The organism is Actinomycetospora sp. (genome assembly GCF_036497245.1).
Lineage (GTDB): Bacteria > Actinomycetota > Actinomycetes > Mycobacteriales > Pseudonocardiaceae > Actinomycetospora.
In genome coordinates this window covers 1-25,858 of the sequence record NZ_DASXJS010000146.1, presented here as the reverse complement: position 1 = coordinate 25,858, position 25,858 = coordinate 1, and the positions used below count along the sequence as shown (strand labels likewise).

The following is a 25,858-nucleotide window of genomic DNA, read 5'->3' as shown; positions in this document are numbered from 1 at the left end:
CCAGGCGATCTCCGACGCGGACGTCTGCTACCGGATCGACCGGCCGCACGCGCCGGGCGAGGATCTCGGCGTGGCCTACGACGACCCGGACCTCGCGATCTCCTGGCCGGTCGAGGTCACCGTCGTCTCCGAGCGCGACCGGTCCGCGGGCTCCTGGAAGGAGCTGCTGGCCGCGCTCGGCGCCTGACCCCGCGAGATTCCGACGAGGGGCGCCCCTGGCCCGTCTACTCGACCGAAGGGGCCCTTCGCTCGGAACGAGGTCAGGCCGGGCGCAACGTCGCGTCGAGGGTCCCGGCCTCCCGGCGGGCGGCCAGGACGGCGAGCCGGGTGAAGCGCTTGTCGAACGCCTCCTGGGTGAGCCCGCGCGCGGTGTACTCGCGCAGCAGCTCGACGGCGCCGTCGGCCACGGTCCACTCGGCCCGGAACTCCGGCAGCATCTTCTCGATCTTGGTGAAGTCGACGCGGTAGGAACGGGGGTCACCGCCCGTCTCGCCGGTCACGAGGAGCTCCGCGGCGGGCACGGCCTCCTTGACCGACGCGGCGATGTCGCGCACCTGCACGTTGTTGTCGGTGCGCCCGACGTTGAACGCCTGCCCGCCCACGACGTCGGCGGGCGCCTCCATCGCGGCGATCGCGGCCGACACGATGTCCCGGCCGTGGCAGAGCGGGCGCCACGGGGTGCCGTCGCTCATCACCTTGATCACGCCCGAGAGCACGGCGTGCCCGACGAGGTTGTTCAGCACGATGTCGGCGCGCAGCCGGGGCGAGAACCCGAACGCGGTGGCGTTGCGCATCGACACCGGCACGAAGTCGGCGTCGGTCAGGTCGACGAGGTCCGACTCGACGCGCACCTTCGACTCGGCGTACGGCGTGACCGGCTTCATCGGCGCCTGCTCGTCGAGGATGTCCGCGGTGCCGGACGCGCCGTACACCGAGCACGTCGAGGCGTAGACGAACCGCGAAACGCCCGCCTCCTTCGCCAGGCGGGCGAGCCGGGACGAGGCGTGGTGGTTGATGTCGTAGGTGTGCTCGGGCGCGAGCGAGCCGAGCGGGTCGTTCGACAGCGCGGCGAGGTGGATGACGGCGTCGAAGCCGCGGAGCTGGTCCTCGGTCACGTCGCGCACGTCGACGGCGAGCGCGGGCGGGTCGGGCCGCTCCAGCTCACCGAGGATGCAGTCGGCGTAGAGCCCGGAGTCCAGGCCGGTGACCTCGTGCCCGGCGGCGGCGAGCATCGGTGCCGCGAGGGTGCCCAGGTAGCCCTGGTGGCCGGTGAGCAGGACGCGCATGGCGCGGTCTCCCTTCGGACGGGTGTCCGGTCGAGTCTCCTAGGCGGGTGCGCCCACGAGCAGGCGGGTGGGGTGGAACCCCTCGGCGTACCGGTGACCGGCCTGCACGCCACGGATGCGCGCGAGGCCGCGGAAGGCCTCGTCGTCGAACCAGCTGCGGGCGACCTGCGAGGGGTAGTGCTCGTGGAGCAGCCGGATCTTCTCGTCGACGACGGCCGGCTCCAGCGGCCAGAGCACGGGCGGCTGGACCAGGTCCGGCTCGGCCTTGAGGATCTCGTAGCCGAGGGCGAGGTGGTCACGGAAGACGGTCGGGACGAGCCGGGCGAGCTCGCGGTGGTCCTGGTGGTCGTCGGCGCGGTGGCCGGCCAGCACGAGGTCCGGCTCGCACGTCCGCCGGAACTCCTCGAGCCGCTCCTTCGCCCACTCCCAGTGCCGGGGGAGCCTGCCGTCGGGCATGTCGAGGACCGTCACCTCGAGGTCCGCGCCCGGGCAGAACGCCGCGAGTGCTGCGCGCTCCTCCGCCTCGCGCGGGGTGCCCGCCCCCGAGAGCACGAGCGCGCGCACCCGCAGGCCGGGCGTCGCCCGGCACAGCGTCAGGACGGTGCCACCCGCCCCGATCGGGATGTCGTCGCAGTGGGCCCCGAGCAGGACGAGCTCGTCGAGCCCGGCCGGGACGAGCGGCCGCATCAGTTGTGGAGCTGCTGCTCGACGAGGCGCTCGAGCGGCGTCACGTCGGGCTTCTTCTCCCAGAGCATCCAGGGACGGATGCCGGCGCGGAACGACGCCTCGAGCTCGTTGCGCTCCTTGAGCGTGTCCGCGGGGAGCCAGAAGCCCTCGTGCGGGTACCCCATGAGCTTGCCCTCCTTGGCGAGGGCGGTGCACGCGTCGCCGACCAGGTCCCCGTTCTCCGGGATCCGGTCGATCACCGACGGGCGCAGCACGAAGTAGCCGCCGTTCTCCCGCACGCCCATGTCGGTGACCGGGTGGATCGAGGTGATCCGGTCGTCGGGCCCGGGCTCCACGATGTGGAACACCGCGGTCGGGGAGACGGCGAGCAGCGCGGCCTCGGCGTCCGAGGCGCTGAACCGCTTGACCATGTCGTCGAGCGGGGCGTCGGTGAGGACGTCGGCGTAGTTCGCGAGGAACATCTCGTCGCCCTCGACGAGGTGCCGCACGCGGCGCAGCCGCTCCCCGATCGGTGCCTCGAGACCGGTCTGGATGAAGTGGATCGTCCAGTCGGCGATGTCGGAGCCGAGCAGCTCCACCTCGCGGTCACGCAGGACGAAGTCGTTCGACTCGGTCTCGCGGTAGTTGAGGAAGTAGTCCTTGATGTGGTGTGCGCCGTAACCGAGACACAGGATGAACTCCTTGTGCCCGAAGTGCGCGTAGTACCGCATCACGTGCCAGATCAGCGGCCGCGGGCCGACCATCTGCATGGGCTTGGGGACGTCGGAGTCCCCACCCCGCATGCGCATGCCGAATCCGCCGCAGAACAGGACGACCTTCACTGCACTTCCTTCGGTCCTTCGGGGGTGGAACCCTCACCGCGCGGAGGTGGCCACCGCGGGTGAGCCCTCGACGACCGCGCCCGTCGCCGGGTCGACGATCTCGAGGCTCGGGATCGGGAACACGAGCCGTCCGCCCCACGCCGCGACCGGCGCGAGCTGCGCGGTGATCTCGTCGCGCAGGTTCCAGGGCAGGACGAGCACGTAGTCCGGCCGGTCCGCGTCGATGCGCTCCGGCGGGTGGATCGGGATCCGCGTCCCGGGGGTGTAGCGGCCGTGCTTGTACGGGTTGCGGTCCACCGTGTACGCGAGCAGGTCGGGACGGATGCCGCAGTAGTTCAGCAGCGTGTTGCCCTTGCCCGGCGCACCGTAGCCGACCACGGTCTCGCCGCGGTCCGCGGCGTCGATGAGGAAGCGCATCAGGTCGTTGCGGATCCGCGAGACGTCGCGGGCGAACCCGGCGTGGCCCTCGACGGTGTCCAGGCCCGCGGCCGCCTCCTGCGCGAGGACGTCGGCGACGGCGGGCGACGCGGGCGCTCCCAGCTCGCTCGGGCGCGCCCAGAGACGGATGGAGCCGCCGTGGGTCGGCACCAGTTCGACGTCGACCAGGTCGAGCCCGCCGGACGCGAGCGCCCGGATCGCCGTGCCGACCGTGTAGTACTGGAAGTGCTCGTGGTAGATCGTGTCGAACTGGTTGAAGCGCACCAGCGTGAGCAGGTGCTGCACCTCGATCGACACCCAGCCGTCGTCCGCGACCATCGCGCGCAGGCCCCTGGTGAAGCCCACGACGTCGGGGATGTGCGCATAGACGTTGTTCGCGACGACGAGGGCGGCGGGCCCGTGCTCGGCACGCACCGCCGCCCCGGACTCCGGCGACAGGAACGCGGTGACCGTGGGGACGCCCTTCGCGCGGGCGGCGTCGCCCACGTTGACGCTGGGCTCCACCCCGACGGCCCGCATGCCGTCGGCGATGACGTGCTGCAGCAGGTAGCCGTCGTTGCTGGCGGCCTCGACGACGAGCGAGTCCGCCGTCAGGCCGGTGCGCTTGGTCGCGGCGGTGACGAACCGGCGGGCGTGCTCCACCCACGACGTCGAGAACGACGAGAAGTACGCGTACTCGGAGAACGTCTCGTCGGGGTCGATCAGCGGGGGCAGCTGCACGAGCAGACAGTTCCGGCACACCCGCGGGTGCAGCGGGAACGTCGGCTCCGGGGCCTCGATCGCCTCCGCGGTGAGGAAGAGCTCGCAGGGCGGGGTGGCGCCCAGGTCGACGAAGCTCTCCAGCTCGAGCGAGCCGCAGAGGCGGCAGGCCGCGACGGGTGTCGGCGCCCCCATCAGTAGGCCCCGTCACCCCGGAAGACGGCCGAGACCGTCTTCCACAGGATGACCAGGTCCATGGCGGGCGACCAGTTCTCCACGTACCGCAGGTCCAACCGGACCGACTCCTCCCACGACAGATCGGATCGGCCGCTGACCTGCCACAGACCCGTCATGCCCGGCCGCACCAGGAACTTGCGCTTGGCGGCGTCGGAGTAGGCGTCGACCTCTCCGGGCAGCGGCGGTCGAGGGCCGACCAGCGACATCGAGCCCCCGACGACGTTGAACAGCTGCGGGAGCTCGTCCAGAGAGTAGCGACGCAGCAACGAGCCGATCCGGGTCACCCGGGGGTCGCGCCGGAGCTTGAACAGCGGACCGGACCCGTCGTTACCGTCCGCGACGAGGTTGTCACGCAGGCCATCCGCGTTCGGCACCATCGACCGGAACTTGACCATCAGGAACTTCTTCCCGCGCTGGCCCACCCGGGTCTGCCGGTAGAACACCGGACCGCCGTCGAGCTTGACGAACAGCGCGACGAGCAGGAACACCGGCGCGAGGGCCAGCACCAGGGTGGTCGAGGCCGCGCGGTCGAAGAGCAGCTTGCCGATGCGCGGGACGCCCGAGAGGCGGGGCTCGGTCAGGCGCAGCAGGGGCAGGCCGTCGACCGGCGCGACGTGCAGGCGCGGGCCGGCGACCTCCATCAGGCCGGGGTCGACGACGAGCTCGGAGCCGGTGCCCTCGAGGTCCCACGCCAGGCGGTGCAGGCGCTTCGGGCTCCAGCCGGGGGTCGGTGCGACCGCGACGACGCCGAAGCGGCCGCTGCGCACGCTGGAGGGCAGCGAGTCCAGGTCACCGAGCACCGGCACGCCCGCGACGTGGCCCTGGCCGTCCTCACCGAGGCCGGTCGGGGTGCAGGCGCCGGTCACGACCCACCCGATGTGGGAGACGCGGCGGGTGCGCTCGATGAGGTCGCGCACCGACTCCTCGGTGCCGATCGCGAGGACCGGGAGCAGGCCGCGGCCGCGCTTGCGGGCCTGGTGCAGCCAGCGGCGGAGCGTGTAGCGGCCGGCCATCGAGAGCAGTCCGGCGATGGGCAGGATGCCGAAGACCCACGGGCGGACGCCGGTGCGCTCGAAGATCAGCCCGGCGAGCGCCAGGATGATCGCCGCGCTGACGTAGCCGCGCATCAGGCGGCTCCACTCCTCGGAGCCCTGACCGAGCACCCGGGCGTCCCAGGCGCGGGAGGCGCCGATCGCCAGCGGGACCAGCACGATCGAGACGAGCGCGAGGCCCCACGGGTTGGTGCCGTTCTCCCCGGAACCGGCCCCGAAGCCGATGAGTGCACCCAGCGCGGCGCAGACCGCGAGGATGAGCAGGTCCGAGGCGGCGACGGCGAGCGCGAACTTCGTCTGCCAGCTGGTGGCGACCGCGACGCTCCCGGGCTGCCCGGGACCGTCGTCGTCCCAGATCCGGATGAAGCCCGGCGCGGTCGGGTCGGGGTCGACGAACGGGGCCGCCCCGGCCTCCGGCTCGCGCTCCGGCGGCGCGCTGCTCCCGGTCGGCGCCGACGGCGCGGTCACCGAACCGCGCGCCTGCGGGCGCCGGACGGCCGGGCCGCGGTCGGCCGACGCCGGGATCTCGCCGGTGTCGTTCGGGTCGGTCCTGCCCTCGAGCTCGGTGCCGCTCACGCCTTCGCCCCTGTTCTGAGCGTCCCGCGACCCTGGGGTCGCGTCCTGGACGCCCGACGTTGCTCGTCGCCCGTACGGAGCAGTGGTCCTGGGGCGCCCACGCGTCGCGGAGCTCGCTCCACGGACCCGGTCGCACCTCGGTTCCCCACTGCCACCTCCCCTCGTACGGCGTCCGCCCTGCCGGCGGATCGGGTTCTCCACCACGTTGGACGCGTGCGCCCGGGACAGGTTGCGTGTCGATCGCACATGACACGGAGCACGGCCCCGCACCCGCGCACCCGACGCACTTCTCGATCACTCCCAACGAGTCCACGGCGCGGCGGTCACGCCCCGGAGCGGCGGCACGGGCCCCACGACCCCCGTGCGGAGGGGGTCCGCGACGGCGGTTCGTGCAGGTGGGAGGGCCCGGAAGGGGCCGTGCCACCATGGGCCTGCGGGGACGACCCGCGGTCCGCCGTGGTGTAAGGGCAACACCTCGGATTTTGGTTCCGATGATCCAGGTTCGAATCCTGGCGGCGGAGCGTCGGCGAGCCGCGCCGACCGCCCTCGGCGGCGACCCGGAGGTGGCGGTGGCGGCGACCCGGGTGCTCGCGGCGGGCGCCGTCGTCCGCGACGCCGCAGGCCGGTTCCTGCTCGTGCGACGGGCGAAGGAGCCGGAGGCGGGCCGCTGGACGCTGCCGGGCGGGCGCGTCGAGCCCGGCGAGTCGCCCGCGGTCGCCGCGGCGCGGGAGGTGGCCGAGGAGACCGGCCTGGACGTGGCGGTCGGGCGCGAATGGCTGGTGCTCGAACGACCGGCCGGACCCGGTGCGGTGTTCGAGATTCACGACTTCGTCGCCGAGACCCTCGGCGGGACCCTGCGCGCGGGCGACGACGCGGCGGAGGCCGGCTGGTTCGCCCCCGGCGATCTTCCGACGATGCCGCTGACCACGGGCCTGTTCGAGCACCTCGTGGCGGCCGGGTTCGTCGAGCGCACGGCCACCCTCCGTGCCCGCCCGGGACCGGACGGTGAGCCCGCCCCATGACCGCGTCATCGCGTTTAGGCTGAGGGGATGACCACGGCTGAGGCGACTCCGAGCAGCCAGCCCTTCACGATCGACGGGCAGCTGTGCTTCGCGCTGCACTCGGCGTCGCGTGCGATGACGGCCTGCTACCGACAGGGGCTCGACGAGCTGGGTCTGACCTACAGTCAGTATGCGGTCATGCTGATCCTCTGGCAGCAGGACGCCGTGTCGATGGGCTCGCTCTGCGAGCAGCTCCACCTCGACTCCGGGACCCTGTCGCCGCTGCTCAAGCGCCTGGAGAAGCAGGGGCGCGTGACGCGCCGCCGCCGCCCGGAGGACGAGCGGACCCTGGAGATCGCCTGCACCGAGCAGGGCCGTGAGCTCCAGGACATGGCCAGGTCCGTGCAGCGCGACGTGGAGCGGGCCACCGGGATGAACGGCGGCGAGCTGGCCGCCCTGCGCGAGCAGCTCAACGAGCTCGCCGGTCGCCTGCGGGACGCGACCGGGATTCAGGAGGACCACACCTGACGGGCGACGGCGATGACCACCCCGCGCGGTGCGCACTCCGTCCCCCCGCCGCCCCGGGTCTCGTGCGCCGTCTGCCGCCACGACGTCCGCACGCCGCTCGACGACTCCACCGGATACCTTCCGGTGGAGCAGCGGATACCCACGGGGGGATGAGGGGCCGTCGGGTTTGTGCTCCACACGATGGGGGAACATGGCGAGGTCATCTCGCCGTCGTGACCGGGAGCCGGAGGACTTCGTGACTCCGCACGTCCCGCTCGACCTCGCGGCGCAGGCAGATCCACCTCGTGTCGGGGCGTTCCGACGCGCCCTGAAGCGCTGGCTCGCCGAGGCCCTGGAGGCACGGCAGGCCGCCGCGGGCCAGCCGCTCGACCTGCCGGACGAGGTCGCCGACGTCGCGGAGGATCTCGTGCTGGCGACCAGCGAGGCCCTCGAGAACATCGTCGACCACGCCTTCGCGGGAGTGGCGGCACCCGGCACGATGATGCTGCGCGCCGACCTCGTCGAGGACGTCGTGACGATCGTGGTCGCCGACGACGGGCACTGGCGTGCCCCGCAGACCGGGCCCACGATGAGGGGCCGCGGGCTCACGCTGATGCAGAACCTCGCCGGGGCGATGGTCGAGCACGCCCGCGGCGGCACGACGGTGACGATGCGCCGCCTGCTCCCCGAGCCCGCGCACGACCGGCCCCGCGCGCAGGCGTGAGACGCCGAGCCCGGCCCGGGCTCGGCGGGCCGCAGGGGTTCAGTTGACCGCGGGCAGTCGCCGGGTCGGGGGCTCCTCGGTCGTGCCCGGGGCGGCGCCGTCGTCGCCGAGGTCGGCGAACGCGTCCACCGCGAGCGCCGCGGGGGGCACCACGGCCACGACCACGCCCAGCGCGCCGAGCACGTCGGTCGGGTAGTGGTAGCCGCGACCCACGAGGCAGATGCCGACCACGACGACCAGCAGGGCCAGGCCGGCCGCCGCGAGCCTGCGGACCCGGGCGGCGAGGGCGGGCGTGCCCAGCACCAGGATCGCGGCGGTGGCCGCGATCGCGGCCACCGCGGTGGTGTGCCCGCTCGGGAACGCGAGCGAGCCGTCGCGGGTGCGCTGCACCATCGGCTTGAGCACCAGCGAGGTCGTCACCATGGCCGCCCCCGGGGCGAGGACCACCAGGGCCAGGCCCCGGCCGCCGCGCCACCACCAGGCCGCCGCGGCGAGCAGCGCCAGGAGCACCGCGACCGGGATCGGGTCGCCCAGGTCCGCCAGCGCCTCCCCGGCGCGCGCCAGGACCCCGTGGTGCATCGGGACGAGGGCGGCGAGCGCGCGATCGATGCGCCCGGCCTCCTCTCCCCCCGCGTAGCGGACCGAGAGCACACCGACGAGCAGCACACCGAGCAGGAAGACCGGCACCACGAGCGGGCGGCGCCGCCGCGGGACGAGGTGAGCGGTCCGGCGTGACCGCACGTCCTGGCCTGCTTCCACCCGGCGCTCCCTCCCGACACGCGGCCGACCCTGCAGTGGCCGATCACGTCCGCATGTGCAGAATCCCGCGTGACGCCCGGCGACCGCGTCCGCGCCGACCGTGACCGACAGTGTGCACAGGGCGCGCAGACGACGCCCGGCCGGGGCGCGAAGGGGGGTGACGGGTGGGACGTCCGGACCAGAGCAGTGACGACGACGGGGTGCGCGACCCGAGCGTGGACGCGCACCGCCGGATGACCGGGGCGGCACTGACCCACCCCGAGCAGGCGCCGCGCGAGACCCTCCTCGCCCTCGCGCGCAGCGCCTCCGCGCGCGCTTCGCGCGTGCCCCACCCGGCCGCGCCCACCGCCGACCTCGCGGCCCTGTCCGACCTCGTCGCCCGGACGCGGCACGCCTGTGACCCCGGCACGCGGGCCGTGCTGCTGCGCGAGGCCGCCACGGCCCACCTCGCGGTCCGCGGCGCGGGCGCGACCACGGACGAGCCCGACGGCGCCGAGCAGATCCTCGACGAGCTCGTGGCCCTGGTCGCCGAGCACGGCCTCACCCTGTTCGCCGTCGACGCCGAGGCCCTGCTCGCCCGCCGCGCGCTGCTCGCCGACGACGAGGAGTCCGCCCTCGCCGCCGCGACCCGGGCGCTCACCCAGCTCGACGAGCAGTCCGTCGTCGACCACGCACCGACCCAGCGCGAGCACCGCGGCAACCTGCAGGACACCTACCGCCTCGTCGCGGCGACCCTCACCTCGCTCGGCCTCAACGAGGTCGCCCAGCCGCTGCTCACCCGCGCCCGGGTGATCGCCGAGGACGACGGCGACGTCCTCTCCGCCACCCGCTGCGACCACGAGCACGTCCGGGTGCTGATCTCCTGGGGCCTGCGCCTGCAGCGTGCCCGCCGCGACGGTCTGCCCCACCTCGACGACGCCGCCCGCCGCGCCGCCGCGCTGCACGCCGAGCCCGCCCTGCTCCCGGCCGACCACCGGCTTCTCCTGCGGGCCGCGGTGACGCTCGCGCGCCGGCCGCCCGGCCAGCCGGACTCCGACGGCCGGGTCCGCGGCCCGGAGGAGGTCGCCGCCACCGCGCGGGGGGACGCCGAGGCCCTCGGTCCCGACGAGCGCGTCTGTCCCGCCCTGGCCGACCATCTGCTCTGCCAGCTGGCCCGGGCCCGGGCGCTCGCGCTGGCCGACCGGCGCGACGAGGCCGCTGCCGTGCTCGCGCGGGTCCGCGCCAGGCACCCGCGCGGCGAGCCGAACCTGCTCCTCGCGGTCAGCCGGGAGCTCACCCACGTGACCTCCGAGGGCAACGGGCCGGGCGGCGTCCCCGGCAGGCGGGCGCTGCGCGACTACACGGCCGACCTCGAGCACGAACTCTGGACGCTGCAGCGCGCCCGGGTCCTCTCGCTGACCACCCGCCTGGCCCACGAACAGCTGCGCCGCGAGCACGGCGAGGCCACCGCCCAGGCCCACACCGACCCGTTGACCGGTCTGCCCAACCGCCGCGCCCTCGACGACGTCCTCGCCGACCACCTCACCACCGTGGCCACCCGCAGCGGGGCGGCGCTCTCGATCGCGATGGTCGACGTCGACCGTTTCAAGACGATCAACGACCGGATGTCCCACGCCCGCGGCGACCACGTGCTGCGCCTGGTCGCCGAGACGCTGCGGCGCTGCCTGCGTGCCGACGACGTCGTGGCCCGCTACGGCGGCGACGAGTTCGTCGTCGTCCTGCCCGGCAGCAGCGAGACCTCGGCGCGGGCCGCACTCGAGCGGGCCGCGCTCGCCGTCGCGGGCGTGCCGGTCGGGGACGGCTCGTGGGTGTCGCTCTCGGTCGGCGTCGCGGGCACCGCGCATTCCGGGGTGACCCCCGGGACGCTGCTGGCCCGCGCCGACCGGGCCATGTACGCGGCCAAGCGCGCCGGGGGCGGTTCGGTGGTCCTCGACGCCGGCCACGACGGAGCCGACACCCCGTCCGAGGGCCTCGCCGTCGGCGGGTGAGAGGATCGATCCGGACGGGCCCGTGGGCCGGTGGAGCCCGCCTGCCCCGCCCGTGCGCACCGGTCGTCACCGTGCAGCCTCCGCCGCCGACGAGTCCAGGAGCGAGAAGAGCCGATGCCGTCGAGCCCTGCCGCGGTGGTCGTCCTCGCCGCGGGCGAGGGCACCCGCATGCGCTCCGCCACGCCCAAGGTGCTCCACCCGGTCGGCGGGCGCAGCCTGCTGGGCCACGCCCTCCACGCCGCCGCGGGCACGACGCCGGACACTCTCGTCGTCGTCGTCGGCCACGGGCGCGAGGAGGTCGGCACCCACTGCCACCTCATCGGCGCCGAGCTGGGCCGTGAGGTCCGCACCGCCGTGCAGGACCGCAGGCGCGGCACCGGGCACGCCGTCGAGTGCGGGGTCACCGCGCTGCCCCGGGACGCCTCGGGGACCGTGCTGGTCTCCTACGGCGACGTCCCGCTGCTCGACGCCGCGACCCTGCGTGCGCTGGTCGCCGAGCACGACGACGCCGGGAACGCCGTCACGCTGCTCACCGCCGAGATGGACGACCCGACCGGCTACGGGCGCGTGGTGCGCGACGACAAGGGAGCGGTCGTCGCCATCGTCGAGCAGGCCGACGCGACGCTGGACCAGCTGGCGGTCACCGAGGTCAACTCCGGTGTCTACGCCTTCGACCTCACCGTCCTGCGCGCCGCGCTCGCCCGGCTGGGCACCGACAACGCCCAGGGCGAGCTCTACCTCACCGACGTCGTCGCCGCGGCGCACCGCGACGGGCTGGCCGTCGGGGCCGTCGAGCTGGCCGACCCCTGGCTGGTCGCCGGCGTCAACGACCGGGTGCAGCTGGCCGCGATGGGCGCCGAGATCAACGGCAGGGTGCTCGAGCGGTGGATGCGCGCCGGCGTCACGGTCGTCGACCCCCGCTCGACCTGGGTGGACGTCGGGGTCCGCCTCGAGCGCGACGTGACGCTGCTGCCCGGCACCCAGCTGTACGGGACGACCACCGTCGGCGAGGCCGCGACCGTCGGTCCCGACACCACGCTCACCGACGTCACCGTCGGCGCCCGTGCGACCGTCGTGCGCACCCACGGCAGCAACTCCGCCGTCGGCCCGGAGACCTCCGTCGGCCCGTTCGCCTACCTGCGCCCCGGCGTCGAGCTGGCCGAGCGCGGCAAGATCGGGACCTTCGTCGAGGTGAAGAACTCGCGGATCGGGTCCGGGAGCAAGGTGCCGCACCTGACCTACGTCGGGGACGCCACGATCGGCGAGAACAGCAACATCGGGGCGTCCAGCGTGTTCGTCAACTACGACGGGGTGTCCAAGCACCGCAGCGTCGTCGGCAACCACGTGCGGACCGGCAGCGACAATACGTTCGTGGCGCCCGTCACCATCGGGGACGGCGCCTATACCGGTGCAGGCACCGTGGTCCGTGAGGACGTCCCGCCGGGCGCCCTCGCGGTGTCCTCGGGTCCGCAGCGGACGATCGAGGGCTGGGTGGAGCGCAAACGGCCGGGAACGGCGGCGGCAGATGCCGCGGCCCGAGCGGCCGGCTCACCCGACGGGGGAGCGGACGACGCAGCAGGGTCGTCCGACCGGCGCGACCAGGAGGAGCAGTGACCGTGAGCGCAGTGTCGTCGACCCCCAAGAAGAGCCTGATGCTCTTCTCCGGCCGGGCCCACCCCGAGCTGGCCGAGGAGGTCGCCAAGGAGCTCGACGTCACGATCACCCCGCAGGCGGCGTACGACTTCGCCAACGGCGAGATCTTCGTGCGCTTCGAGGAGTCCGTGCGCGGCTGCGACGCGTTCGTCCTGCAGAGCCACACGCAGCCGATCAACCAGTGGCTCATGGAGCAGCTGATCATGATCGACGCGCTCAAGCGGGCGTCGGCGAAGCGGATCACCGCGGTCGTGCCGTTCTACGGCTACGCCCGGCAGGACAAGAAGCACCGGGGCCGCGAGCCCATCTCGGCGCGTCTGGTCGCCGACCTGCTCAAGACCGCGGGCGCGCACCGGATCATGACGATCGACCTGCACACCGACCAGATCCAGGGCTTCTTCGACGGCCCGGTCGACCACCTGCTGGCCAACAAGGTCCTCGCCGAGCACCTGCGCGACGCCTACGCCGACGAGCACCTCGCCGTCGTCGCCCCCGACTCCGGACGCGTGCGCGTGGCCGAGAAGTGGGCGGACACGATGGGCGGGGTCCCGCTCGCCTTCATCCACAAGAGCCGGGACAAGACCCGACCCAACGAGGTCGTCGCCAACCGTGTGGTCGGTGACGTCGAGGGTCGCACCTGCATCCTCGTCGACGACATGATCGACACCGGCGGGACGATCGCGAAGGCCACCGAGGCGCTGCTCGCCGACGGGGCCGCCGACGTCATCATCGCCGCCACCCACGGCGTGCTCTCCGGCCCCGCGGTGGAGCGGCTCTCGACCTGCGGGGCGCGCGAGGTCATCGTCACCAACACCCTGCCGATCCCCGACGAGAAGCGGTTCCCGCAGCTCACGGTGCTCTCCATCGCCCCCGTGATCGCGCGTGCGGTCCGCGAGGTGTTCGAGGACGGCTCGGTCACCAACCTCTTCGACGGCAACGCCTGAGCCGCTCCCTCCCGCGGCCGACCCCCTCGAGACGGAACGACCCCTCACGACGGAACGAACGACTCGTTCGTCACCTTCTAAGGTGACGAACGAGTCGTTCGTTCGGCGCCGGGGAGGGGCGTTCGGCCCTGGGGTGGGGCGGCCGGACGACGGTTCCGACCGTCTCGGTAGACTCGGTCCCGATCCACTTCGGCGAGGGCGGCCGCTCACACCGGCTGCCGTGATCGACGCGGTGTGCATCGCGGTGCAGGACAGGTTCCCTGGGCCGGGGTGCCGGCCCGCCCTCGTCGGCCCGCGCACCACCGCAGGAGACCCCCACCGTCATGGCTGACGTCAAGATCACCGCGCAGACCCGCACCGAGTTCGGCAAGGGCGCCGCTCGCCGCACCCGCCGCGCAGGCCGCGTCCCCGCCGTCCTCTACGGGCACGGCTCCGACCCGGTGCACCTCTCGTTCGACACCGTCGAGTTCGCCGCCGTCATGCGTGAGAACGGCCGCAACGCCGTCCTCACCGTCGCCGGTGCCGGCACCCCCCAGCTCGCGCTGACCAAGAGCGTCGTGCGCGACCCCATCAAGGGGTTCATCGAGCACGTCGACCTCGTCATCGTCCGCCGCGGCGAGAAGGTCCAGGTCGAGGTCCCCGTCGTGACGATCGGCGATGCCGCCAGCGGCACGCTGGTCTTCCAGAACACGGACACGCTCACCATCGAGGCCGACGCGATGGACATCCCCGACGAGATCAGCGTCGTCATCGACGGGGCCGAGATCGGCACCCAGTTCCTGGCCGGCGACATCCGCCTGCCCGACGGCTCCGAGCTGGCCTCCGACGCCGAGATCCTCGTCGTCAACGTCACCGAGGCGCCGACCGAGGACGCCATGGAGGAGGAGATCGACGCCGAGGGCGCCGGTGTCGAGGAGGACGCCTCGGAGGACGAGGCCGAGTCCTCCGAGTCCGGGTCCGACGCCGAGGCATCCGGCTCCGACTCCGACGGCGAGTCCTCGGACTCCTCCGACGAGAGCTGAGCCGTGCCCGCTCCCGGATCCCCCCGGCCCGACGGCCCCGTGGCCGTCGTCGGCCTGGGGAATCCGGGGGCGGAGTACGACGGGACCCGGCACAACGTCGGGTTCGCGGTCGCCGACGTGCTCGCCGGGCGGGTCGGCGGCCGCTTCTCCTCCCACCGCAAGTCCGGCTCGGACGTCGTCGAGGGCCGGCTGGCCGGGCGCCGGACGATCCTGGTCAAGCCGCGCGGGTACATGAACCTCTCGGGCGGCCCGGTCGCGAACGCGCTGCGCTTCTTCTCGGTGCCCGCGGACGACCTCGTCGTCGTGCATGACGACCTCGACCTCGACTTCGGCGTCGTCCGGCTCAAGCTCGGCGGGGGCGAGGGCGGGCACAACGGCCTGCGCTCGATCTCCAAGTCGATCGGGACGAAGGACTACCTGCGGGTGCGGTTCGGGATCGGACGACCGCCCGGGCGCCAGGATCCGGCGGACTACGTGCTCAAGCGCTGGTCGTCCGCGGAGCGCCGCGAGCTCGATGTGTCGCTGGAACTCGCGGCCGACGCCGTCGAGGCCGTGCTCGCCGATGGCCTGGAGGCGGCGCAGAACCGGCTCCACTAGGTGGCCTTCGGCCTCGTGAGCACTTTCTGGTGCTATAGCCCCCGACAGTGCTCACGAGCCGAAGGCACCTTCGAGCCGTGCCACCTCCGCCGCCTCGGGGTCACCGCGCGCGGCGAGCCACGCCCGGTGGGCGGCGGCCCACTCGAGGTGCAGGACGCCCAGGTGCTCGGCCAGCAGTGCCCCGGCGTCTGGTCCGACGCCCTGCTCCCGCCAGCGGGCGGCCGCGGTGACCAGCGGCGACGCCGGCCCCCGGTGCGTCCCGACGTACCAGTCGACGGCGTCTGCGTTGGCCCCGGCGCTCCCGGTCTGCAGGGTCGCGAGGAAGCGGACCGGGAACAGCACGGTCTTGGTCACGGTCCGGGCGTCGCTCCCGGCCAGGCCGACGGGGTCGAGCACGCCCGCGACGCGGGCCTCGTCGTACCACCGCAGGGCGAAGCGGACGCCGTCGAGCACGAGGTCGGCGTGGGTCGGCGCGACGGCCCCGGCGCGGCGGTCGGAGCCCGCGAGCAGACGGCCGTGCTCGATCAGGTCGAGCCGGTCGACGGCGGGCAGGCGGACCCGGCCCGCGGCGCCGTGCTGGACATCGCGCCACCGTCCCCAGAACACCGAGAGCCGGTCCGCGGGACCCGGCCCGCAGCGCCGTCGGGTGAGCGCGCGGACCGCCCGGACCCGGGCCCGCGCGAGCGGACCGGCCGAGCGCACGACCAGCGCGAGATCGACGTCGCTGACCTCCGGCGCGTACCCGCCGTGCGCGAGGCTGCCGATCGCGAAGGCGGCCTCGAAGCCCCGGCCGAAGAGTCGGCGCGCCCACCGGACGGCCTCGGCGAGCACGTCCTCCGGGTCAGTCGACACTGGCCTCGAGCCACGCTTCCTCGAGGTCTCCGCGCTCGGAGATCAACGATCGGAGCTCGGCATCGAGCTCCATCAGCCGACCGGGCTCGGTGGCCGCATCGGCGAGGGCGGTGTGGAGCTGCTTCTCCCGGGTGTCCAGCTTCTCGATGCGCCGCTCGATCCGCTGGACCTCCTTCCGCGCCGCCCGCCGGTCGGCCTCGGAACCGCCCGCCGGGGCGGACGCGGACGCCACCGGACGCGACGCGCCCGCGGTCTCGAGCTGCTGGTCGCGGCGGCGCAGGTACTCCTCGATCCCGCCGGGCAGGTCGGTGATCCGCCCGTCGCCGAAGAGCGCCACGACACGGTCGCAGACCCGCTCGGTCAGGTAGCGGTCGTGGCTGACGACGACGAGCGTGCCCGCCCAGTTGTCGAGGATGTCCTCGAGCTGCTGGAGGGTGTCGACGTCGAGGTCGTTCGTGGGCTCGTCGAGCAGCAGTACGTTCGGCTCGGTCATCAGCAGGCGCACCAGCTGCAACCGGCGCCGCTCGCCACCGGAGAGCTCGGTCACCGGGGTCCACTGCCGTGAGGCGGGGAACCCGAACCGCTCCGCCAGCGCCGACGCGGTGTGCTCGCGCCCGCCGATCCACACCCGCTCCGCGATGTCCTCCACCGCCTGGAGCACCCGCCGGTGGGCGGGCAGGTCGGAGAGGTCCTGCGTGAGGTGGGCCATGCGCACCGTCGTGCCCTGCGTGCGCTTCCCGCCGTCGAGCGGGCGCTCCCCACCCACCGCGCCCAGCAGCGTCGTCTTGCCCGACCCGTTGATCCCGACGATGCCGACGCGGTCGCCCGGCCCGATCCGCCACGTCTGCCGGTCCACGATCGTGCGCGGCGGCTGGGAGGGCACCGTGAGCGTCGCGTCCTCGAGCTCCACCACGGTGCGCCCGAGCCGGTGCTTGGCCATCGTCACGAGCTCGACGGTGTCGCGGGGCTCGGGCACGTCGGCGATGAGCGCCTCGGCGGCCTCCACCCGGTAGCGCGGCTTCGAGGTCCGGGCCTGCGGGCCGCGGCGCAGCCACGCCAGCTCCTTGCGGGCGAGGTTGCGACGCCGCTGCTCGGCCGCGTCGGCGAGGCGGGACCGCTCGGCACGGGCGTAGATCCAGTCGTTGTAACCGCCCTCGTACTGCTCCACCTTCCCGTCGACGACCTCCCAGGTGCGCGAGGCGACGGTGTCGAGGAACCAGCGGTCGTGGGTCACGACGACGAGGGCGGTGCGGCGGGCGAGCAGGTGCTCGGCGAGCCACCGGACGCCCTCGACGTCGAGGTGGTTGGTGGGCTCGTCGAGCACGAGCAGGTCGAGGTCCTGAACGAGGGCCGCGGCCAGCGCGATCCGCTGCCGCTCGCCGCCGGAGAGCCCCTCGACGGACGCGTCCAGTCCGCGGCCCCCGCCCGGGCGGAGGCCTTCGATGACGGCGCGGCTGCGCGGCTCGGCGGCCCACTCGTGGTCGGGGATCTCCCCGCCCAGTACGGACGACCGCACCGTCGGGCCGCTCGGCTGCGACTGCTGGGTCACCGACGCCATCCGCAGACCGCGCACCGGGCTGACCCGCCCGCTATCGGGCTCGAGGCGTCCGGCCAGGATCGAGATCAGCGTGGACTTCCCCCCGCCGTTGCGTCCGACGACGCCGACGCGGTCACCGCTGTCGACACCGAGGGAGACGCCGTCGAGGACGGGTTTGGGGCCACCGAAGGCGATGGCGACGTTCTCCAGGTTGACCAGGTTGGGCACGGGGTCCTCAGGCAGACGGGGCAGAGCTCGGTCAGGCGTACATGTTCGGGCCGGGGTCCCCGGCCGGCGGTCCCCCCGGCCCGCGCGGGGGCCGGGCCGGGTCGCCGTCGACCACCCGGGCACCGGGCACCGGGCCGTGGGCGACGCGGACGGTGCGGCACACCCCGGCTCCCGCGAGCTCGGCGGCCACCCGCACCGCGGACGGTCCGTCGGTGCACAGGAACACGCAGGTCGGGCCGGAACCGGAGACCACGCCGGCGAGTGCACCGGCGGAGACCCCTGCACGCAGGGTACGGCGCAGTCCCGGGTCGAGGCTCACCGCGGCGGCCTGCAGGTCGTTGCCGAGGAGCAGGGCGAGCGCCCGCGCCTCGCCGGACGCGACGGCCTCGAGGACCGGCTCGACACTCCCGAGGCGCCGTACCGGGCCCCCGGTGTCGGCGCCGGCGCGCAGCCGGTCGAGCTCGCCGAACACCGTCGGCGTCGAGAGCCCGTGGTCCTGCAGGGCGACCACCCAGTGGAAGGTGTGGCGGGAGAGCACCGGCACCAGGGACTCACCGCGGCCCGTCCCGAGCGCGGTGCCGCCGTGCAGGGCGAACGCCACGTCGCTGCCCACGGTCGCGGCGATCTCCATCAGCGCCTCGCGGCCGAGGTCGAGGCGCCACAGCGAGGTCAGCGCGAGCAGCGCCCCCGCCGCGTCGGCGCTGCCCCCGGCCATGCCGCCCGCGACGGGGATGGCCTTGCGCAGGCCGATGCGGACGTCGGGCTCCCGCCCGACGGTCTCGGCGAGCGCGACGGCGGCCTTCCACGCGAGGTTGGAGGAGTCGACGGGGACCCCCGCCCGGTCCTCCTCGGTGACGTCCCCCAGCAGTTCGACGCCGGGGGCGCCCTGGCCGATGGCGGCGAGCCGCCCCCCGGTGGGTCGAGTGGCGGGCGCGGCCACCACCGACACCTCGTCGAACAGGTTGAGCGCCTGGAAGACCGTGACGAGGTCGTGGTACCCGTCCGCACGCGTGTCCCCGACCGCGAGGTGGAGATTGATCTTGGCCGGGACGCGCACGGTCACGGGGGGCCGGACGGCGGAGAGCACCCGACCAGGGTAATGACCGCCGTCGACCCGGCGTCGAGGTGCGTGGGCCACGGCTCCGGGGACCTCCGGCCGGGCGGTGAGCGGCCCGTGACGTCCGGGGCGCCTCGGGCCCGCCGCAGGGCCGCTCAGGGGGCCGCGGGAGGCCCGTCGGGGGTCGGCGTCGCGGCGATCGCGGCGAACACCTCGATCCCCAGCTGCTCGCCGCGGATGGTGGGGTCCACCCCCGCGGCCCGCAGCCGCTCCTCGGCGCGCGCCGGCGAGCCCGCCCACCCCGCGAGTGCCCCGCGCAGCGACTTGCGGCGCTGCGCGAAGGCGGCGTCCACGACGGCGAACGTGGCGCGCCGGGTCTCCTCGTCGCCGAGGTCCCCCTGCGGGTGACGGGTGAAGGCGACCAGCGCGGAGTCGACGCCGGGCACGGGCCAGAAGACCCCGCGCGGGACGGGGCCGGCACGACGGGCGTCCGCGTACCAGGCGAGCTTGGCGCTCGGTCCGCCGTACGCGGGCTCGCCGGGGCGCGCGGCCAGCCGGTCGGCGACCTCGGACTGCACCATCACCAGGCCCCGCCGGAGCGTGGGCAGCTCGGCGAGCAGGTGCAGGACCACCGGAACGGCCACGTTGTAGGGCAGGTTCGCGACGAGGGCGGTGGGCGACGACGGCAGGTCTGCCGGACGGATCCGCAGCGCGTCGGCGGTGACCGTGTGCAGGGCGCGTCCGGGGGCCCGTTCCGCGGCGGTGGCGGGCAGGCGCCCGGCGAGGACGGGATCGACCTCGACGGCCACCACGGCGCCGTCGGGCCCCGCCGCGTCGAGCAGCGCGAGGGTCAGCGAGCCGAGCCCGGGCCCCACCTCGAGCACGACCTCGCCGGCCTCGACGTCGGCGATGCGGACGATGCGGCGCACGGTGTTGGCGTCGTGCACGAAGTTCTGACCGAGCTTCTTGGTGGGCCGCAGCCCCAGGTCCGCGGCGAGGGCGCGCACGTCGGAGGCGCCGAACAGACGGACGGGCCCCGGGATCACGTCGTTCATGATCCCAGGGCCCCGTGCCGCGATGGGTGAGTGGTCCTCTCGGCGTCCGCCGATCTCTCCCGGTCAGCCCTTCTTGCCGCAGACCGGCCAGGCGCTGTAGCCGCCGCGCTCGTCGCGCACCTTCTCGGCCACCGAAATCTGCTCCTGCTTCGACGCGAGGTCGGGCCGCGGCGCGAACTGTGAGCCGCCGAAGGCGTTCCAGGTCTGCTTGTCGAACTGGATGCCGCCGTAGTAGCCGTTGCCGGAGTTGATCGACCAGTCGCCGCCGGACTCGCACTTGGCGATGGAGTCCCACTTGCTGGTGTCACCGATCGCCGGCTGGGCCTTCTTGGTGCCCTTGCGGATCACACCGCCCACGGCCTGCTTGGTGACCGTCGGCGCCCCGGCCGCGACACGGCCGATCTCCTTGCCGTTGGTCGTGTTCACCGTGAAGTTCTGGACCTGCTCGCCTGCCTGGCCGGGCTTGTCCACCTTCGTCGTCCCGGCGTTCATCGTCGGGTCGCTCACGGTCTGCATCGGCGGCGCGATCGGCTTGGTCTCGGTGACCTGGTTGACCGCGTTGCGGGTGATCGCGATGGTCGCGCCGTTCGCGAGGCCGCCGGGCCCACCCGGGGTGATCGTGTCGGCCGGGCCCATCGGCACGCCGCGCTGGCCGAGGAACTCCTGGATCGACGACGCGGTGGTCGTCAGGGTCTGCGGGGCACCGCCGCCGTCGACGAACGTGATCGTCTTCGGCAGCTGCACCGAGAGGCTCATGCCGTTCGCCGGGATGATCGAGCCCATCGGCGCCGAGGCAGCGAGCGCCTGGGTCGGCATCCCGATCTTCCCGAGCGCCTCGGCGACCGTGCTGGCCGTCGTCGTGATGGTCTGCTGCTTGCCGTCGACGACGAGGTTGACCTGCCGCGAGTGGTTGACCACCAGGTGGTCGCCGTCGTGCACGGCGGCGGTCGGCGACGGGGACATCTGGTCGGCCGGGCCGACGGTGATGTCGCCGGAGTCGAGCGCGCCCTCGACGGTGCCGGAGAAGGTGTGGACGCTCTGGTCGACACCGTCGACCGTGACCGTCACCTCCTTGTCCATCGCCACCGCGGTGCTGCCCCCGGCGGCGACCGCGATCAGTGCCGCGGCGACGCCGCCCTTGACCGCCAGCGAGTAGCGGCCGGTGTCGGTGAGGTCGCGCTCGCGGTACGTCCCGGGGTCGAGGCCGGCCGGGGCGGAGGCCGCCTCCGGGGCGACGGCGGTGGCCGTCTCGCCCGCCCCGGTGAACCCGGTGCGCTGCTCGAGGTCGTTCCACTCGTCGAGGTCGGGGACCGAGTAGTCGCCCTGGGTCTCGACGGCGCCGCCCGCGGAGCCGGGACCTGCCCAGCCCGGCCCCGCGACCGGCAGCGGGCCGGTGATGTCATCGGCCCAGGTGGGGAGCGGACCAGTCTGGTGGTGGAGATCCTGAACGGTGGTGCCGTGGCGGCGCGCCTGCCACTCGGCGGTGCTCGCGTCGAGGCCGTTCCAGCTGTCGGCGCCCCAGGAGGGGCTGCCCCAGCCGTCCTCGGTCCAGCGGTCCTCGAGGTCGTCGAACCAGCCGGTGTCGGCCGTCGTGGTCGCGGTCTCACGACCGCGTGCGGTGTCGGCGCTCATCGGGCGGCCACCACGAGTACGCGGGCGGTCAGGTCGCGGCAGAGCGGGGAGCGCACCGCGGGGGAGCAGAGCAGAGCCACTGAGGAATCCACATCCTTCGTACCTCCGGGCAGGGACCGCGTCCGGGGATTCCCGACCCGGAACCCTTGGGGAAGGTTCCGTGTCGATCCCGGGCGCCGGGGGTGGTCCCATCCCGGCGAGTCACGACACGGTAACGACCCGGGTGTCAGCAGCATCAAGGCGACACGAACGTGGTGCGCCGAACGGCAGGCCGGCCACGACGAACGCGGTCACCGCGCGCTCTTTCGTGCTACGGACGGTCATGGTTGAGGCTGTTCGACCAGCTGGAAGACCCGTTGGGCGTTCCGGGTGGCCGCCGCCGCGAGCCTGTCCGCCGGTTCGTCACGGAGCTCCGCGAGGTCTCGGGCCGTGTGGGGTACGCAGTACGGCTCGTTCGGCCGACCGCGGTACGGATGCGGAGTCAGGAACGGGGCGTCGGTCTCGGTCAGCAGGAGTTCCTCGGGGGCCTGCGCGGCCGCCTGCCGCAGCTCTACCGCGTTCGCGTTGCGGAAAGTGGCGGTACCCGAGAACGACATCAGCCAACCGTGCTCGGCGCAGATCCGGGCGAGCTCGGGGCCGCCGGAGAAGCAGTGGAAGACGACCGACTCCGGGGAGCCCTCGGCGCGCAGCACGTCGACGATGCCGTCGTGGGCGTCGCGGTCGTGGACGACCAGCGGCAGGCCGGTGCGCTTGGCGAGGTCGATGTGCCACGCGAAGGCCTCCCGCTGCACCTCCAGGGACGCGCAGTCCTCGCGGCGGGTCGTCCAGTAGTCGTCGAGACCGGACTCCCCGATCGCGACGACGCGGGGCAGCGTCGTGAGGTGCTCGATCTCCGCGCGGGTCGCGTCGTCGAGGTCACGGCTCCGGGTGGGGTGCAGCCCGACGGCGGCGAACACCCGCGGATCGGTGCCCGCCACCCGTGCCGCCCACTGCGCCGAGGCGAGGTCGTCGGCCGTGGTCACCATCGCGGTGACGCCCGCGGCGCTCGCGCGGTCCAGGACGGCGGCGAGCGTCTCCGGGTCGGTGGCCCCGCAGGCGTCGAGGTGGGTGTGGCTGTCGATCACACCCACCTCGGTGCCGTCCGGGCCGGTGATCGGCTCCGGGACGGGCGGCGGGAGGCCTCTGTCCGACCTACCCATCGTGCTTGATGGGCGCCCAGTCCGGGCCGGTCTCCCCCAGCTCGGTCGGGAGCTTCGCGAACAGCGGCGTCGGGCGGGCCAGCGGGCGCCCGACCGGGATCGGCGTGGACTCCCAGCGGGCCTGCTCGTGGGCGTAGTCGCCCGTCAGGACGCTGTGGGTGGTCCCCAGACCGGTCGCCCCGGCGTCCTGGCGCTCGGGCTGCGCGGCCCACACCCCGGTGCCGCCGAGGGCCTCGTGGACCTTCTGGGCGGCATGCGGGAGGAACGGTGTGAGCAGCGTGTTCGCGTCCTGGACCACCTGCAGCGCGGTGTGGAGGATCGTGTCGCGCCGTGCGGGGTCGTCCTTGCGCTTCCAGGGCTCCTGGTGGCTCAGGTAGGCGTTCGCCGCGCCGACGATCCGCATCGCCTCGCCGGACGCCGCCTTGAACCGGGAGCGCTGCAGGTGGGCGCCCACCGTCGAGAAGGCCGCCCTGGACTGCGCGAGCAGTTCGGCGTCCGCCGCCTCGGGGCGGGTCGGTTCGGGGACCGCGCCGACGTTCTTCGCGGCCATCGAGACGGACCGGTTGACCAGGTTGCCCCACTCGTTGGCGAGCTCGAAGTTGGTGCGCCGGACGAACTCGTCCCAGGTGAAGTCGGTGTCCTGGGTCTCCGGGCCGGCGACCGCGATGAAGTAGCGCAGCGCGTCCGGCCCGAACTCGCGCAGGAAGTCCCCGACGTAGATGACGGTGCCGCGGCTCGTCGAGAACTTGGACCCGGACATCGTCAGGAACTCGGAGCTGACGACCTCCGTCGGGAGGTTCAGGACGCCGAGCTCACCGACCTCCCCTCCCCGGTCCCCCGCACCGTTCTGGCCGAGCAGCAGGGACGGCCAGATGAGCGAGTGGAAGACGATGTTGTCCTTGCCCATGAAGTAGTAGGCGGACGCCTGCGGGTCGCACCACCACTGCTTCCAGGCGTCCGGGTCCCCGGAGCGCTCGGCCCACTCGACCGACGCCGACAGGTAGCCGATGACGGCGTCGAACCAGACGTAGAACCGCTTCATGGGAGCGTCCCGCCAGCCGTCGAGCGGGATCTTCACGCCCCAGTCGAGGTCACGGGTGATCGCGCGCGGCCGCAGGTCGTCGAGCAGGTTGCGGCTGAAGTTGAGGACGTTCGGGCGCCAGTTCGTCCGGGTGTCGAGCCAGCTCGCGAGCGACTGCGAGAACGCCGGGAGGTCGAGCATGAGGTGCTCGGTCTCGCGGAACTCGGGGGTCTCGCCGTTGATGCGGCTGCGCGGGTTCTTGAGGTCCGCCGGATCGAGCTGGTTCCCGCAGTTGTCGCACTGGTCGCCGCGTGCGCTCGGGTAGCCGCAGATCGGGCAGGTGCCCTCGATGTAGCGGTCGGGAAGCGTGCGCCCGGTGGACGGGCTGATCGCGCCGAGGGTGGTCTCGGGGAAGACGTAGCCGTTGCGCCACAGGCCCCGGAACATCTCCTGCGTGACCCGGTGGTGGTTGTCCGTGGAGGTGCGCGTGAACAGGTCGTAGGACAGCCCGAGGCCGGCGAGGTCGTCCTGGATCACCCGGGAGTAGCGGTCGACGAGCTCGCGGGGCGTGGTGCCCTCGGCGTCGGCCTGCACCTGGGTCGGGGTGCCGTGCTCGTCGGTGCCCGAGACCATGAGGACCCGGTTGCCGACCATCCGCTGGTACCGGGAGAACACGTCGGAGGGCACACCGAAGCCGGACACGTGGCCGATGTGCCGCGGGCCGTTCGCATAGGGCCACGCGACGGCGGTCAGCACGGTCTCGCTCATGGTGACCATCATCCTGGTCACGTCGAGGAGCTTCCGCGCCGGGAGCCCGCTCCATCAGCACGAGGGGAACCCTCGGATCCGTAGAGCGGCCAGATCTTCCCCTCGCGATCGGGCTCGCCGGGCGCGAGGGGAGGATTCGGTCGCTCTATCGGCACCAGAGCTCCCCTCGTGGTGCTCGGGCCGGAATCGGCCGCTCCGCGCTACATGGCGCCGAACTGCCGGTCCCCCGCGTCACCGAGGCCGGGAACGATGTAGCCGAACTCGTTGAGGCGCTCGTCGATCGTCGCCGTCACGATCCGCACCGCCGGGTGCTGCTCGCCGAGCCGCGCGATCCCCTCCGGTGCGGCGACCACACAGACGGCGGTGACGTCGTCGGCGCCGCGCGCGACGAGCAGGTCGATGGTGTGGGCCATGGAGCCGCCGGTGGCGAGCATCGGGTCGAGGACGAAGACCGGCCTGCCGGCGAGGTCGCCGGGCAGGGACTCCATGTACGGGGTCGGCTGCAGGGTCTCCTCGTCCCGGGCGACCCCGACGAAGCCCATGAGCGCGCCGGGCACCTGGGCGTGGGCCGCCTCGGCCATCCCGAGTCCGGCCCGCAGGACGGGGACGAGCACGGGCGGCGCGGTGAGCTCGGCGCCGACGGTGTCGGCGACCGGGGTGGTCACGGGTGTCTCGGTGACCGGCGCGTCGCGGAGGGCCTCGTAGACGAGCATCGTCGTCAGGTCACGGACGGCACCCCGGAAGGCGGCCCGGTCGGTCCGGGCGTCACGCACGGCGGTCAGGCGCGCGCGGGCGAGCGGGTGGTCGACGACGAGGGTCATGGCGCCGGAACCTAACGGGGCGAGCGCAGCGACGGGGGATGAGGCGCGGGGCGAGCGAGCCGGCCGCGCCCGTCAGAAAAGTCGCGTTGCAGACACTGAACGTCAGGAAACCGTCGTCGATCACCCCTGTCGGCGCGCGAGCCGCCACGACGGGGGATGGAGCCGTCCCGAGAATCTGGCACGCTGCGGTCGTGCTCGACGACGCCTATCGCTCCGCTCACGGCCGTGTCGCCGCCCTGGTCGCGGGGCTCGGGCAATCCGAGCTGGCGTGGACGGTGCCCGCGTGCCCGGACTGGACGGTGCGGGACCTGATCGCCCACCTCGCGGGCACGGCCGCCGACGTCACCGCCCGACGCACCGAGGGGATGCCCGGCCCCGCGTGGGCCGCGGCCCACATCGCGGCGCGCGACGGGCGGGCGGTGGCGGAACTGCTGGCCGAGTGGGACGTGAACGTCGCGAGCACCGCGGAGGCGATCGAGGACCGGCGTGTGCCCGCCGGGGTGCTGCACGATCTGCTGGTGCACGAGGGCGACCTCGTCGAGGCCCTGGGCGCGGCGCAGCCCCCGTGGGACGGCTGGGCCGGTGCGGCACGGCTGGTGGTGCGTCAGGTGGTCCGGGGGATCCGCGGGTCCCACAGCCTCGTCGTGCGCTCCGCGGGCACGGAGTGGCGCAGCCCCGACGACGCCGGGGAACGGCG

General features: G+C 73.8%; 24 protein-coding genes and 1 tRNA gene. 11 read left to right on the top strand and 14 right to left on the bottom strand.

All coding sequences use genetic code 11. From position 1 onward, the window contains the following. Nucleotides 1-187 (top strand): dTDP-4-dehydrorhamnose 3,5-epimerase family protein (locus VGI02_RS15800; RefSeq protein WP_331628450.1); only part of this gene is annotated, 187 nt, incomplete at its 5' end. 73 nt (nt 188-260) lie between these two features. Here the strand turns inward: VGI02_RS15800 and VGI02_RS15795 are convergent. The 5 genes from VGI02_RS15795 to VGI02_RS15775 are packed head-to-tail and all read right to left on the bottom strand — an operon-like array spanning nt 261 to nt 5,796. After that, nucleotides 261-1,286, bottom strand: a complete 1,026-nt coding sequence (locus tag VGI02_RS15795; RefSeq protein WP_331628448.1) for an NAD-dependent epimerase/dehydratase family protein — start codon at nt 1,284-1,286, stop codon at nt 261-263. Nucleotides 1,287-1,325: 39 nt separating this feature from the next. Continuing rightward, nucleotides 1,326-1,973, bottom strand: coding sequence for a PIG-L deacetylase family protein (locus tag VGI02_RS15790; protein ID WP_331628445.1), 648 nt, complete (start codon nt 1,971-1,973; stop codon nt 1,326-1,328). Continuing rightward, complete coding sequence (locus tag VGI02_RS15785; protein WP_331628443.1) at nt 1,973-2,794, bottom strand: glycosyltransferase family protein; 822 nt, start codon at nt 2,792-2,794, stop codon at nt 1,973-1,975. The genes VGI02_RS15790 and VGI02_RS15785 overlap by 1 nt, the downstream gene beginning before the upstream one ends. A gap of 33 nt (nt 2,795-2,827) precedes the next feature. Then, nucleotides 2,828-4,126 (bottom strand): class I SAM-dependent methyltransferase, encoded by a 1,299-nt coding sequence (locus tag VGI02_RS15780; protein WP_331628441.1) that lies wholly within the window; start codon nt 4,124-4,126, stop codon nt 2,828-2,830. Beyond that, nucleotides 4,126-5,796 (bottom strand): sugar transferase, encoded by a 1,671-nt coding sequence (locus tag VGI02_RS15775; protein ID WP_331628439.1) that lies wholly within the window; start codon nt 5,794-5,796, stop codon nt 4,126-4,128. Before VGI02_RS15775 ends, VGI02_RS15780 begins: the two co-directional genes overlap by 1 nt. 450 nt (nt 5,797-6,246) lie before the next feature. On the opposite strand from VGI02_RS15775, the gene VGI02_RS15770 reads away from it, so the two are divergent. The 4 genes from VGI02_RS15770 to VGI02_RS15755 all read left to right on the top strand — a co-directional run bounded on the left by VGI02_RS15770 (nt 6,247) and on the right by VGI02_RS15755 (nt 8,028). Further along, nucleotides 6,247-6,317 (top strand) — tRNA-Gln (locus VGI02_RS15770). Beyond that, on the top strand, nt 6,288-6,818 hold the full coding sequence (locus VGI02_RS15765) for an NUDIX domain-containing protein (protein WP_331628436.1): 531 nt from the start codon (nt 6,288-6,290) through the stop codon (nt 6,816-6,818). The genes VGI02_RS15770 and VGI02_RS15765 overlap by 30 nt, the downstream gene beginning before the upstream one ends. 27 nt (nt 6,819-6,845) lie before the next feature. Continuing rightward, nucleotides 6,846-7,325, top strand: a complete 480-nt coding sequence (locus VGI02_RS15760; protein ID WP_331628434.1) for a MarR family winged helix-turn-helix transcriptional regulator — start codon at nt 6,846-6,848, stop codon at nt 7,323-7,325. Nucleotides 7,326-7,515: 190 nt separating this feature from the next. Further along, nucleotides 7,516-8,028, top strand: coding sequence for an ATP-binding protein (locus VGI02_RS15755; RefSeq protein ID WP_331628432.1), 513 nt, complete (start codon nt 7,516-7,518; stop codon nt 8,026-8,028). Between the two features lie 39 nt (nt 8,029-8,067). On the opposite strand, the gene VGI02_RS15750 is transcribed toward VGI02_RS15755, so the two are convergent. Continuing rightward, nucleotides 8,068-8,787, bottom strand: coding sequence for a phosphatase PAP2 family protein (locus VGI02_RS15750; RefSeq protein ID WP_331628430.1), 720 nt, complete (start codon nt 8,785-8,787; stop codon nt 8,068-8,070). 164 nt (nt 8,788-8,951) lie between these two features. On the opposite strand from VGI02_RS15750, the gene VGI02_RS15745 reads away from it, so the two are divergent. The 5 genes from VGI02_RS15745 to pth all read left to right on the top strand — a co-directional run bounded on the left by VGI02_RS15745 (nt 8,952) and on the right by pth (nt 14,991). Beyond that, nucleotides 8,952-10,775 (top strand): GGDEF domain-containing protein, encoded by a 1,824-nt coding sequence (locus tag VGI02_RS15745; RefSeq protein ID WP_331628427.1) that lies wholly within the window; start codon nt 8,952-8,954, stop codon nt 10,773-10,775. 114 nt (nt 10,776-10,889) lie between these two features. Beyond that, nucleotides 10,890-12,389, top strand: a complete 1,500-nt coding sequence (glmU, locus tag VGI02_RS15740) for a bifunctional UDP-N-acetylglucosamine diphosphorylase/glucosamine-1-phosphate N-acetyltransferase GlmU (RefSeq protein WP_331628425.1) — start codon at nt 10,890-10,892, stop codon at nt 12,387-12,389. A gap of 2 nt (nt 12,390-12,391) precedes the next feature. Then, nucleotides 12,392-13,372 carry a ribose-phosphate diphosphokinase gene (locus VGI02_RS15735; protein ID WP_331628423.1) on the top strand — a complete coding sequence of 327 codons (981 nt, stop codon included), beginning with the start codon at nt 12,392-12,394 and terminating at the stop codon, nt 13,370-13,372. Between the two features lie 323 nt (nt 13,373-13,695). Then, nucleotides 13,696-14,394 carry a 50S ribosomal protein L25/general stress protein Ctc gene (locus VGI02_RS15730; RefSeq protein ID WP_331628421.1) on the top strand — a complete coding sequence of 233 codons (699 nt, stop codon included), beginning with the start codon at nt 13,696-13,698 and terminating at the stop codon, nt 14,392-14,394. Between the two features lie 3 nt (nt 14,395-14,397). Next, the gene (pth, locus tag VGI02_RS15725; protein WP_331628419.1) at nt 14,398-14,991 is read left to right on the top strand and encodes an aminoacyl-tRNA hydrolase; all 594 of its coding nucleotides are present in this window, start codon (nt 14,398-14,400) and stop codon (nt 14,989-14,991) included. A 51-nt stretch (nt 14,992-15,042) separates the two neighbouring features. On the opposite strand, the gene VGI02_RS15720 is transcribed toward pth, so the two are convergent. The 8 genes from VGI02_RS15720 to upp all read right to left on the bottom strand — a co-directional run bounded on the left by VGI02_RS15720 (nt 15,043) and on the right by upp (nt 25,161). Continuing rightward, entirely contained in the window at nt 15,043-15,843 is an 801-nt protein-coding gene (locus tag VGI02_RS15720; RefSeq protein WP_331628417.1) for a nucleotidyltransferase domain-containing protein, read from the bottom strand. Next, the gene (locus tag VGI02_RS15715) at nt 15,833-17,608 is read right to left on the bottom strand and encodes an ABC-F family ATP-binding cassette domain-containing protein (protein ID WP_331628414.1); all 1,776 of its coding nucleotides are present in this window, start codon (nt 17,606-17,608) and stop codon (nt 15,833-15,835) included. Before VGI02_RS15715 ends, VGI02_RS15720 begins: the two co-directional genes overlap by 11 nt. A gap of 31 nt (nt 17,609-17,639) precedes the next feature. Then, nucleotides 17,640-18,695 (bottom strand): 4-(cytidine 5'-diphospho)-2-C-methyl-D-erythritol kinase, encoded by a 1,056-nt coding sequence (locus tag VGI02_RS15710; protein ID WP_331628412.1) that lies wholly within the window; start codon nt 18,693-18,695, stop codon nt 17,640-17,642. Nucleotides 18,696-18,820: 125 nt separating this feature from the next. Beyond that, a complete protein-coding gene (gene rsmA / locus VGI02_RS15705; RefSeq protein ID WP_414638289.1) occupies nt 18,821-19,711 on the bottom strand; it encodes a 16S rRNA (adenine(1518)-N(6)/adenine(1519)-N(6))-dimethyltransferase RsmA in 891 nt (296 codons plus the stop codon). Between the two features lie 72 nt (nt 19,712-19,783). Continuing rightward, nucleotides 19,784-21,352 (bottom strand): resuscitation-promoting factor, encoded by a 1,569-nt coding sequence (locus VGI02_RS15700; RefSeq protein WP_331628408.1) that lies wholly within the window; start codon nt 21,350-21,352, stop codon nt 19,784-19,786. A gap of 320 nt (nt 21,353-21,672) precedes the next feature. Next, the gene (locus VGI02_RS15695; RefSeq protein ID WP_331628406.1) at nt 21,673-22,551 is read right to left on the bottom strand and encodes a TatD family hydrolase; all 879 of its coding nucleotides are present in this window, start codon (nt 22,549-22,551) and stop codon (nt 21,673-21,675) included. Further along, nucleotides 22,544-24,340, bottom strand: coding sequence for a methionine--tRNA ligase (gene metG, locus VGI02_RS15690; protein ID WP_331628404.1), 1,797 nt, complete (start codon nt 24,338-24,340; stop codon nt 22,544-22,546). Before metG ends, VGI02_RS15695 begins: the two co-directional genes overlap by 8 nt. Nucleotides 24,341-24,540: 200 nt before the next feature. Beyond that, nucleotides 24,541-25,161 carry a uracil phosphoribosyltransferase gene (gene upp / locus VGI02_RS15685; RefSeq protein WP_331628402.1) on the bottom strand — a complete coding sequence of 207 codons (621 nt, stop codon included), beginning with the start codon at nt 25,159-25,161 and terminating at the stop codon, nt 24,541-24,543. Between the two features lie 191 nt (nt 25,162-25,352). On the opposite strand from upp, the gene VGI02_RS15680 reads away from it, so the two are divergent. Then, nucleotides 25,353-25,858, top strand: a 506-nt coding sequence (locus tag VGI02_RS15680) for a maleylpyruvate isomerase family mycothiol-dependent enzyme (protein WP_331628400.1), incomplete at its 3' end; no start/stop codon positions are given.